The sequence below is a fragment of the Microvirga roseola genome (assembly GCF_020866965.1).
Lineage (GTDB): Bacteria > Pseudomonadota > Alphaproteobacteria > Rhizobiales > Beijerinckiaceae > Microvirga > Microvirga roseola.
The window spans coordinates 18,626-28,953 of the sequence record NZ_JAJATX010000051.1 but is presented as its reverse complement, the minus strand read 5'-3'; the positions used below and the strand labels follow the sequence as shown (position 1 = coordinate 28,953).

The window sequence follows — 10,328 nt, the reverse complement described above, 5'->3', positions numbered from 1 at the left end:
CATTTTGACTTTGCTCAGTGCTGACAATTTAACTTTGCGCCTACACGAGGTGTTCAACATTTTCGACATCATGAGTCCCGCTGACCTGCTGCGCAGCCCCCTGTGCCGTCCCATCCAGGCTATAGTGCTGCTGGAAGACCTGCCTTTGACTTCCGTCTGCGTTTCGCTCGATCCAGGTCACGACGAAGCCGGCATTGCCTGCGAGTGCGGTCGCCGTCGACCAGATCTGGTCGCCTGTTGTCGATCCGGTATTCACCAGACGGTCGACCGCAACACCACGATCCAGGAACTGCGGGACGCCTTGCAGACTGTACTTCTGCATGTAGACCCCGCTAGCATTGCCATCCTGCCCATCAGAGGACCATGTGATCAGCCAGCCATCGGGGAGGCCTGTAACCTTGGGATCTATTTTGTCGCTCGTCCGGTGTTGATTGACCCGCAGTTCCTGGCCGACGCGAAAAACTGAAAATGCCACGGCTTCTCCCCCTTTGATGATCGTTCTGCTGCCCCGGTCGCCTGTGGGGGCTGTCGCGAGTTGGACCTTCGGGAAGGAAGCTTATTGCAAATGATATGTCATTTTAAATAGAAAGCAGGCACATATTCCTTTGCTTTACTTGGGTGGGCTTTGGGGAATGTCCACCTGAAACTCTGTCGTCTGACGGCAGGCCGCTGCGGCATCTCACCTTGAGGCAGGGCTCGGGGCAAAAGGAAAGGGGCCGCAATCAAAGACTGCGGCCCCTCGGCATCATTGAAACCAAAAAGGGTCAGATCACGAGGAAGTCCGGAGCCGTCAGCTTCAGCTTCTTGCCGATCTGAGCGAACTTCGTCAAGGAAGAGGCGCTGCCGGAGCCGTCCGCATCGTAATAGAGCACACCCTTCTTCTTGTCATAGATGATGTAGTCGTTGGAATCCTTGGCTTTATTATTGACGCGGAAGGACGAAGACGTGAGCTTGCCCTGTCCGAGGACGGTGAAGATCTCGCTGTCGAGCGCGATGCGGTCATCTTTGGTCGAGAAGCCGACGATCTTGTCGACATTGCCCCGGGTATCCAGGGCCGTGTCGAAATAGAAGACATCCTTGCCCGTGCCGCCGCTGAGCGTGTCCTTGCCGAGACCGCCATAGAACTTATCGTTTCCGGTGCTGCCGTTCAGTTGGTCGTTGCCACCGCGCCCTTCGAGGATGTCGTTCCCCGACAGGCCGTTCAGGGTGTTCTTTCCACCGTGACCCAGAAGGATGTTGGCCTTGGCATTGCCCGTGAGCTTCACCGTCTTGCGGACGCTCAAGGTCTCGTCCACGGCGAGCCCCTCGAACAGTTTTTCCTTTGCGGACTGGGTCGCATTCTTTCTGACCATCCGGCTGTCGAGGCCCCCATTGTCGATGATAACATCGACCTTTTCGCGGAAGCTGTAGACGTCATTGCCCTTGCCGCCTCGGAGAATATTGGGACCTTCGCCGCCGCCGCCGATGAGAGTATCGCTGCCACTGCCGCCATCGATCACGTCGATGCCGTCGCCACCATCGAGATAGTCGTCGCCATCATTTCCGTAGAGAAGATCGCGGCCATTGCCCGTGGTCACCCGCTCGTTGACCGTGCTGCCGACGAAGCGATCATCGAGGATTGCTGACTGGTCCGTATTCAAGTCGACGAGCACCGTCTGATCGGCGCGCGCCCAGTTTCCGAAGGCCACTTTTGACAGATCGAGGTTTACCGCTTCCGAGCCGCCTTTGAACCAAATCGTATCGGCTCCTACGCTCGAACCTTGAACATAGGTGATGCCGAAATGGCTGTTCGCATTGTAGGTGACGGTCTTCGTCGCCGTGCCGCTGTAGGTAAAGACCAGCGCATCGATATTCAGAACGTTGCGGAAGCTCGCCGATCCGTGGAGCTCGATCGTGTCCGTCTGAGCACCGGTGTCATCCCCGCTGACGTTGGTGCCGGAAATGAAGACATCCGTTGCCCCGTTATAGACGAGGAACGTATCGTTGCCGTTCATGCCCATGACGGTATCACCAGCGCCATAAACGCCGATGCGATCATGGTTGTCACCACCCTGGATCGTATCCGGGCCGGCAAGGATGGCGCCGAAGGCAGCGGCGCTTCCTGCCCGTGAATAGGCGTAGGCAGCAAAGGTGTTCCAGAAGGCGGCCAGAGAGCTTGTGGCTGGATTGATGCCCTCGACGTTGTAGACCCAGTTTCCGCTTGCGTCATACACGCTGATGCCGCTGATGCTTCCGTTGGTCGGAGCGCCGTTCACATATTCGAAGCCGGAACCATCGAAGGTGATCGTGTAGCCGTTGGTCGCATTTTTCAGACCGAACGTGTGCTGCTCCAGAGCCTGGACCGTAGCGCCGACTAAGATCTCGTCGAGAGAGAGATTGGAAAGAGCGCCGTCGAAATTGTAGCCTGCCATATCTGGCCCCTAATACAGCCCGTTCATCGAGCTATTTCTTGAAGCACTATAACCTTTCATAAGTGGGGTAAATGAGCAACTTGTCCTATGTCGAACAGCTTCGCGGCGGAAGCGATACGTGGCGAGAACTCGTTGATCTTGCCGGGCGATCAAGCATCTCCAGACAGATCTCTCGGTGCTTCTAACAGAACCTTCCAAGCCTAACGATGCGGCAAGTCTCTCCCGCAAAAGCTGGAGGCTCTCTTGGCGCTCTCACGATCAGAGCATCCGAGCGCTCCAGGATGCTCAACATGGAGGAATCCTGTTTCGTGTGCGGGGTGGCGATGGGCAGGCTCATTCGCTGCCGGCCCGACGACAGCGTGATCTCGCGCTCTTCGAAGGTCAGGCTCGCCCGCATGTAGTCCTGCCGGTCGCCGTTTGCGGGGAGCTCCGTCCCCAGGACGGCCGTTTCCGTTGGGTCCTCGCCGGCGCGGGGATCGCCCAGCAGGGCGCGGATGGCGGGAATGAGGAAGAGAATGGTGCAGACCAGGGTCGAGACCGGGTTGCCGGGAAGACCGAGGAGGACCATTCCGCCGAGCCTTCCATGCATCAGGGGCTTTCCCGGCCTCAGGGCGACCCGCCAGAAGCCGAGCTCCATCCCTTGATCCTTCAGCGCCTGCTGCACGAGGTCGTGCTCGCCGACGGAGGCGCCACCCAACGTTACGAGAATGTCTGCGCCTGCATTGCGTGCGGCCTGGATGCGCTCCTCAAGGGAAATGAGCGTGTCCCGGGCGATGCCGAGGTCCACGGCCTCGGCCCCGGCCTTCTCGGTGATCAGGGCGGTGGCGGGGAGGCTGGAAGCGGTGATATGGTCGGGACCTGCAGGCTCTCCGGCCCGGACGAGTTCGTCGCCCGTTGCGAGAATGGCGACCTTGGGCCTGCGGCGGACGGGAAGGACCCCGTGGCCCATGGCGGCAGCCAGAGCGATGTGGCGGGAATCCAGACGCAGGCCCGCCTTGAGCAGGACTTCGCCGGAGCGGAAATCGAGCCCGGCTTCGCGGATGTGACGGCCGGGGCGGGGAAGATCTTTGACGACCACCCGGTCGCCCGAGACTTCTGTATCCTCCTGGATCACAACCGCATCGGCGCCCTCGGGGAGCGGTGCGCCGGTGAAGATCCGCACAGCCTCTCCGGCTCCGACCGTCCCGGGGAAACGCTTTCCTGCGGCGCTCGCGCCGATCACCTGAAGGCTCGCCGGAACCTGTGTGACATCGGCGCTGCGCAAAGCATAGCCGTCCATGGCGGAGGCCGGGAAGGGAGGCAGGTCGAGAAGAGCCGAAACATCCTCCGCCAATGTTCTGCCTGCGCAGGCCGCGAGCGGCGCAGGTTCGCCCTCGAGCGGCTGGATGCCGTCCAGAATGCGCTTGAGCGCTTCCTCAACCGGGATCAGGCTCATGGGGCCTCGTAGGTTCCGGACCTGCCGCCGGTCTTCAGGCGCAGGCGGATGTTCTCGATCCGCATGCCCTTATCGGCGGCTTTCACCATGTCGTAGATCGTCAGGCAGGCAACGGAGACCGCTGTCAGCGCCTCCATCTCCACGCCGGTCTGGCCCGAGACCTTCACCTCCGCCATCACGCGCACACCGGGAAGGTCGTCGTCGAGTTCGCACTCCACCTTCACCTTGGAGATGAGGAGAGGATGGCAGAGGGGGATCAGCTCGTGCGTGCGTTTCGACCCCATGATTCCGGCAAGGCGCGCGGTACCCAGCACGTCGCCCTTCTTGGCATCGCCCTGGCGGATCAGCGCCAGAGTTTCGGGCTGCATCACGATGCATCCTTCCGCGATCGCGGTGCGGCTGGTGACGTCCTTTTCCGAGACGTCCACCATGTTCGCCGCGCCCGCAGCATCCAGATGCGTGAGCTTCGTCATGCCGCCTCGCCAAAGAGCAACCGGCGTGTGGCCGCCGCCACGTCCGCCTGCCGCATCAGGCTCTCGCCTACGAGGAAGGTGCGGATGTTCACCTTCGTCAGGCGCTCGATGTCCTCAAAGGTGAAGATGCCGCTCTCTCCGACGACGATCCGGTCGGCGGGGATCAGCGGCGCCAGTTCCTCGCTGACGCCGAGCGGAACATCGAAGGTGCGGAGATTCCGGTTGTTGATGCCCACGAGTTTCGTGCCGAGCGGGAGCGCCCGCTCCAGTTCGGCGCGGTCGTGCACCTCGACCAGCACGTCCATGCCGAGGTCATGGGCGGTATCGATCAGGGCGCGGGCCTCCGCATCCGTGACGCTCGCCATGATGACGAGGATACAGTCGGCGCCCCAGGCGCGGGCCTCGTAGACCTGGTAGGGTTCGAAGAGGAAATCCTTGCGCAGGGCCGGAAGGCCGGATGCCTCGCGCGCCTGCATGAGATATTCCGGCCTGCCCTGGAAGGAGGGCTCGTCGGTCAGAACCGAAAGGCAGGTCGCGCCGCCCTCTGCATAGGCTCTCGCAAGCTGCGGCGGGTCGAAATCGGCGCGGATCAGTCCCTTCGACGGGCTGGCCTTCTTCACCTCCGCAATCAGCGCCGGGCGGCCTTCGGAGAGGTGCCGCTCGATGGCCTTCGCGAAGCCCCGGGCCGGGGAGGCCGCGCGGGCGCGGCGCTCCATTTCGACCGGCGGAACGGCGGCCTTCGCCGCTTCGATCTCCCGGCGCTTATAGGCTTCGATGCGGGCGAGAACGTCGCTCATGTTTCAAGCCCTTGCCGGTCAGGCGTTGGAAACCTGGACGAGACGCTCAAGCGTCCCTTTCGCTGCGCCGGTGTCAAGGGCCTGGGAGGCACGCTCGAGCCCGTCGCGGAGATTCTCGACCTCGTCCGCCACCACGAGGGAGGCGGCGGCGTTGAGCAGGGCTACGTCCCGATAGGCGGTGCGTGCGCCATCCAGAACGGTCTGCAGCGCTCTCGCATTATGCGCAGGGTCGCCGCCCTTCAGGTCCTCCAGCTTCGCCACCGGCAGGCCGACTTCCTCGGGCGTCACAGCGAAGCGGCGGATCGCGCCGTTCTCCAGCGCCGCCACGAAGGTCGGGCCCGTGGTGGTCATCTCGTCCAAGCCGTCGGAGCCGTGGACTGTCCAGACCTTCTTCGAGCCGAGTTCCTTGAGGACCTGGGTCAGCGGCTCGAGCCAGGCCTCCGAGAAAACGCCGAGAAGCTGGCGGGAGACGCTGGCAGGGTTCGACAGCGGCCCGAGCAGGTTGAAGATCGTGCGGGTGCCGAGCTCGACGCGGGTCGGGGCCACATGGCGCATGGCGGCGTGGTGGGTTTGGGCGAACATGAAGCAGAGGTTCGCCTCCTTCAGGCAGCGCTCCAGACCCGCCGGGTCGAGGCCGAGCTTCACGCCGAGGGCCGAGAGCACGTCCGCCGTGCCGGACTTGGAGGAAGCCGCCCGGTTGCCGTGCTTGGCGACGGGCACGCCGCAGGCCGCCACGATGATCGAGGCGAGCGTCGAGATGTTGTAACTGCCGGAATGGTCACCGCCGGTGCCGACGATATCCACGGCCTTCTCGGGAGCCGTTACCTTCAGCATGCGCCCGCGCATGGCCGAAACCGCGCCGACGATCTCGTCGAGCGCCTCGCCGCGAACCCGGAGAGCCATGAGAAAGGCGCCGCCCTGGGCAGGCGTCACCTCGCCGGAGAGCAGGTCGTCGAAGGCCCAGCGCGCCTCGTCCCGGGTCAGGGAAGCGCCGGTGGCGACTTTGGCGAGGTAGGATTTGAAGGATTCCATCGGTTCAATGCCCTGCGGGAGAGGCGTCGCTGCGGCTGGAACGGGTGGCGTTCCACTCCGCCGCGAGGTCGAAGAAGTTGCGCATGATCATCACCCCATGCTCCGACAGGATGCTTTCGGGATGGAACTGGACCCCGTGGATCGGCAGCGCGCGGTGAGACAGGCCCATGACCAGCCCGTCCGCCGTCTCGGCGGTGACGAGGAGGTCGGCCGGACAGGTCTCCCGGTCCACGATCAGGGAGTGATAGCGCGTAGCCTTGAAGGGGCCGTTGATGCCCCGGAACACGGCCGTGCCGTGATGCTCCACATCCGAAACCTTGCCGTGGATGGGCAGCGGCGCGCGGGAGACGGTGCCGCCGAAGACCTGACCGATGGTCTGGAGGCCGAGACAGACGCCGAAGGTGGGAATCTCGGGGGAGGCGTGCTTCACGAGGTCGAGGCAGATGCCTGCCTCGTTCGGGGTGCAGGGGCCCGGCGAGAGCACGATGGCGTCGGGTTGCGAGGCCAGCACCTCGTCCGTCGTCACGGCATCGTTGCGCACCACTTCGACCGAGGTGGCGAGGGGCCCGAGCAGATGCACCAGGTTCCAGGTGAAGCTGTCGTAATTGTCGATGACGAGGACGCGGGTCATGGCCTGCCGACGTTCGCGTAAGGGAGGAGCCCGGTCAAGGGCAGCATTCGGGCGGGGATCACTGGCCGATCCTCGCCTGGCTTGCGAAACGGACCGCCTCTTCCGCCGCACGGAAGAGGGCCTTCGCCTTGTTGATGCACTCCTGCTGCTCGGAAGCCGGATCGGAATCGTAGACGATGCCGGCACCCGCCTGCACCGCCATGCGCCCGTCCTTCACCACGGCCGTGCGCAGCACGATGCAGGTGTCCATCTCGCCATTCGCGCCGAAATAGCCGATGCAGCCGGCGTAAGGACCACGCTTGTCCTTCTCCAGTTCGTCGATGATCTGCATGGCGCGCACCTTCGGCGCGCCGGAGACCGTGCCGGCCGGGAAGCCCGCCACGAGGGCGTCGAGGGCATCGAAGCTCTCGTCGAGCCGGCCCTCCACGTTCGAGACGATGTGCATCACCTGGCTGTAATATTCGAGGAAGAAGGAATCCGTGACCTGGACGGAGCCCATCTCCGCCACGCGGCCCACATCGTTGCGGCCGAGATCGAGCAGCATCAGGTGCTCGGCGCGCTCCTTCTGGTCCGCCAGCAGGCTCTCCGCATGGGCCCGGTCCTCTGCGGCGGTCGCGCCCCGCGGGCGGGTCCCGGCGATGGGCCGGATCGTAACCTTGCCGTCGCGCACCCGCACCAGGATTTCAGGGCTCGAGCAGACGATCTGGAAATCCTCGAAGTCGAGGTAGCAGAGGAACGGCGCCGGATTGACCCGTCTCAGCGAGCGGTAGAGCGCGAAGGCGGGCAGGGGGAAGGCGGATTCGAAGCGCTGGGACAGAACTACCTGGAAGATGTCGCCGGCGCGGATGTATTCCTTCGCCTTGGCGACCATTCCCTCGAACTCTTCCGGCGTGGTGTTCGAGACGGGGGGCTCGAAGTCGATCTTGGTAGGGTCGCTGCGGTCCTCGATGGGGAGCGGGCGTTCGAGCGCGCTGGTCACGTCGTCCAGGCGCGCGAGGGCGGTCTCGTAGGCGGCTTTCGCCGACACGCCGGCCTGCGGGCGCACGGGGGTGATGAGGGAGATCTCGTCCTTCACCGCGTCGAACACCACCATCATGGTGGGGCGGATGAGAATGGCGTCCGGGACCCTCAGGGCGTCGGAATTGGGCTCCGGCAGCCGCTCCATGAGGCGGACCATATCGTAGCCGAGATAGCCGAACAGGCCCGCCGCCATGGGGGGGAGATCGTCGCCGAGGGGGAGGGCGCTCTCGGCGATGAGTGCGCGCAGGCTTTCCAGTGGCGGACGCTCCTCGACACGGAATTCCTGCAGGCGGCTCAAGGCATGGCGGTCGATGGAAGCCACGCCGTCCTGGCAGCGCCAGACGAGATCGGGATTGAGCCCGATCATCGAGAAGCGCCCGCGCGTTGCGCCGCCCTCAACGGATTCGAGCAGGAAGGCCGGGCCCTGGCGGCCGTGCCGCAGCTTCAGGAAGGCCGCGACAGGGGTGAGCAGATCGCCCACGAGAGTGGCGCGCAGGATTCCTGCCTCGCCCGCCTCGTAGGCTTGCGCGAAAGTGTCGAAATCCGGCGCTGTGGACATGGGCCTAGAATTCGCCGCCCGTTGCCTGGCGCAGCGCCTGCTGGTTGATCGTGACGCCGAGATCCTGACGGGCCTGGGCGATGTACTGGCTGATCAGGTCGTCGCTCATGCCGTTCTGGAGCTGCGTCTCGATCCGCTCGGCCTCCTGGGTGGTCGTGACCATCGGCGGCACGGTCGCCGAGGTGACCCTGAACACGGCGCGCGCATTCTCGCCCGTCGCGGCATTGCCTGCATTGCCGGCGGGAACGGCGAAGATGCGGTTCACCGCCTCGGCGCTCAGATCGTCCTTGGCCGTGCCGCGGGTCAGATCCGTGGCCGTCTTCACCGGCGCGCCGGCCGACTGGGCGACGGCCTCGATGGCCTCGCCGCTCGCCAGGCGCCCGGTCAGTTCACGCGCACGCTCGGAGAGGTGCTGGGCGATCTGGTCTTCCCTCCACTGGGCGGTCACCTGGTCGCGGACCTCGTCGAGGGTCTTTTCGCGGGACGGCTCGATGCCGGTCACGTCGAACCAGACATAGCCGCCGTTGGACATCCGGACGGCCTCGTTGTCGACACCGATATCGGAGGCGAAGGCGGCCCGCACGACGGCCTCCTGCTCCGGCAGGCTGACCGGCGCGCCGGCCTTGTCCTGGCCGACGGCGGAGACCGCAGGAATCTGAATCAGGGGCAGACCCTTTTCCTGGGCGATTTCCGCCAGCGGACGGGCGCTCGCGCGCATGTCCTCGATCTCATAGTAGATGGTCTCGATCTGCTCGCGGGCGCGCTCCTGGGCGATCTCCTGCCGGATCTGGGGAGCGACCTCCTCGAAGGAGCGCACGGCTTCCGGCTGGATCTGCGTCACCCGCACCAGCACCGCTCCGAAGCGGCCCGCCACCGGATTGCTGACCGCACCCTGCGCAAGGGAGAAGGCGGCGTCAGCCACGGCGGGGTCCAGCATTTCGGCCCTGGTGAAGGTGCCGAGCTCCAGGCTCTGCGCGGTCAGGCCGCGCTCCGTCGCAATCGTCTCGAAGGTCGCGCCTTGCTGGATCCGGTCGGCGGCGGCCTGGGCCTCCTCCTGCGAGGAGAAGGTGATCTGCTGGACCGTGCGGCGCTCGGGGCTGCCGTAATTCGCCTTCTGCTGCTCGTAGCGCTGGCGGGCATCCGCTTCCGAGACCGCGTCGGGCTTGGCGAGAGCGGCGGCATCCACGGCGATGGCGCTCAGGGCCCGGTATTCGGGAGCCATGTAGCTGCTCCGGCGCTCATCATAGAAGCTCTGGAGCTGCTCGGCGGTGGGGGCGGGGATCTCGCCGGCCATCGTCGGGGTCAGCACGAAATAGGAGGCGGCGCGCCGCTCGTTGGCGTAGCGGTGGAGAGCCTCACGGGCGGCGGCCGGCACGGGCAGCTCGGCGGCGAGGGCCTCCGCCAGGTGAATGCGCGTCATGGCGGCGCGCTGCTCCTGCACGAAACCGGCTTCCGAGAGGCCGGCATTGCGCAGGGCCTGATCGAAGAGGGCGCGGTTGAACTGCCCGTCGGCTCCCCGGAAGGCGGGGTTCTCGACGATCCAGCGGACGACCAGCTCGTCGGAGACGCTCAGGCCCAGCTCCCGGGCCTTCTCGGACAGAACCGCCTCGTTCACGAGGTTGGACACGACCTGCTGGTCGATGCCCAGGGCGCGGGCCTGGTCGGGGGTGATGACGGTGCCGAACTGGCGTCCGAGCTGCTGCACGGCCTTGGTATAGGCGCTGCTCACCTGGTTGACGGTGATCTCGGTCTCGCCGACCTGCGCGACCGTCGTGGGAGCCTGGGCCCGGAAGATGTCGCCGATGCCCCAGATCGCGAAGCTGAGGATCAAAGCCCCGAAAAAGATGGTGGCGATAATCTTGCCGACCAGGGTCTGCCCAGCCTTGCGCATTCCTCGAAGCATCGTGAACCCGTTTTGAAATTTACTCGTTAAGACGCCGATAGCCGATCAGAGGCCCGGGGAAAAGGGC

9 protein-coding genes are annotated in these 10,328 nt (G+C 64.8%); 1 reads left to right on the top strand and 8 read right to left on the bottom strand.

The features are described 5' to 3' along the window. On the top strand, window positions 1-466 hold a 466-nt coding region (locus LG661_RS19965), incomplete at its 5' end, for a hypothetical protein (RefSeq protein ID WP_230533711.1). 298 nt (window positions 467-764) lie between these two features. Here the strand turns inward: LG661_RS19965 and LG661_RS19960 are convergent. The 8 genes from LG661_RS19960 to LG661_RS19925 form a co-directional block, all read right to left on the bottom strand. Continuing rightward, on the bottom strand, window positions 765-2,411 hold the full coding sequence (locus LG661_RS19960; protein WP_230533709.1) for a calcium-binding protein: 1,647 nt from the start codon (window positions 2,409-2,411) through the stop codon (window positions 765-767). Window positions 2,412-2,592: 181 nt separating this feature from the next. After that, window positions 2,593-3,846 carry a molybdopterin molybdotransferase MoeA gene (locus tag LG661_RS19955; protein WP_230533708.1) on the bottom strand — a complete coding sequence of 418 codons (1,254 nt, stop codon included), beginning with the start codon at window positions 3,844-3,846 and terminating at the stop codon, window positions 2,593-2,595. Further along, complete coding sequence (moaC, locus tag LG661_RS19950; RefSeq protein WP_230533707.1) at window positions 3,843-4,319, bottom strand: cyclic pyranopterin monophosphate synthase MoaC; 477 nt, start codon at window positions 4,317-4,319, stop codon at window positions 3,843-3,845. The genes LG661_RS19955 and moaC overlap by 4 nt, the downstream gene beginning before the upstream one ends. Next, entirely contained in the window at window positions 4,316-5,116 is an 801-nt protein-coding gene (trpC, locus tag LG661_RS19945) for an indole-3-glycerol phosphate synthase TrpC (RefSeq protein ID WP_230533706.1), read from the bottom strand. The genes moaC and trpC overlap by 4 nt, the downstream gene beginning before the upstream one ends. A gap of 18 nt (window positions 5,117-5,134) precedes the next feature. Continuing rightward, window positions 5,135-6,148, bottom strand: a complete 1,014-nt coding sequence (gene trpD / locus LG661_RS19940; protein ID WP_230533705.1) for an anthranilate phosphoribosyltransferase — start codon at window positions 6,146-6,148, stop codon at window positions 5,135-5,137. A 4-nt stretch (window positions 6,149-6,152) separates the two neighbouring features. Beyond that, window positions 6,153-6,779 carry an anthranilate synthase component II gene (locus LG661_RS19935; protein WP_230533704.1) on the bottom strand — a complete coding sequence of 209 codons (627 nt, stop codon included), beginning with the start codon at window positions 6,777-6,779 and terminating at the stop codon, window positions 6,153-6,155. 58 nt (window positions 6,780-6,837) lie between these two features. Then, complete coding sequence (trpE, locus tag LG661_RS19930) at window positions 6,838-8,358, bottom strand: anthranilate synthase component I (protein ID WP_230533703.1); 1,521 nt, start codon at window positions 8,356-8,358, stop codon at window positions 6,838-6,840. A 4-nt stretch (window positions 8,359-8,362) separates the two neighbouring features. Then, on the bottom strand, window positions 8,363-10,249 hold the full coding sequence (locus tag LG661_RS19925) for a peptidylprolyl isomerase (protein ID WP_230533702.1): 1,887 nt from the start codon (window positions 10,247-10,249) through the stop codon (window positions 8,363-8,365). Between the last annotated feature and the right edge of the window lie 79 nt (window positions 10,250-10,328).

Bases quoted from the DNA above. Each gene is read 5' to 3' on its own strand.
- LG661_RS19960 (WP_230533709.1), bottom strand. From the start codon at position 2,411: ATGGCAGGCTACAATTTCGACGGCGCTCTTTCCAATCTCTCTCTCGAC.
- moaC (WP_230533707.1), bottom strand. From the start codon at position 4,319: ATGACGAAGCTCACGCATCTGGATGCTGCGGGCGCGGCGAACATGGTG.
- trpD (WP_230533705.1), bottom strand. From the start codon at position 6,148: ATGGAATCCTTCAAATCCTACCTCGCCAAAGTCGCCACCGGCGCTTCC.
- trpE (WP_230533703.1), bottom strand. From the start codon at position 8,358: ATGTCCACAGCGCCGGATTTCGACACTTTCGCGCAAGCCTACGAGGCG.
- LG661_RS19955 (WP_230533708.1), bottom strand. From the start codon at position 3,846: ATGAGCCTGATCCCGGTTGAGGAAGCGCTCAAGCGCATTCTGGACGGC.
- LG661_RS19925 (WP_230533702.1), bottom strand. From the start codon at position 10,249: ATGCGCAAGGCTGGGCAGACCCTGGTCGGCAAGATTATCGCCACCATC.
- trpC (WP_230533706.1), bottom strand. From the start codon at position 5,116: ATGAGCGACGTTCTCGCCCGCATCGAAGCCTATAAGCGCCGGGAGATC.
- LG661_RS19935 (WP_230533704.1), bottom strand. From the start codon at position 6,779: ATGACCCGCGTCCTCGTCATCGACAATTACGACAGCTTCACCTGGAAC.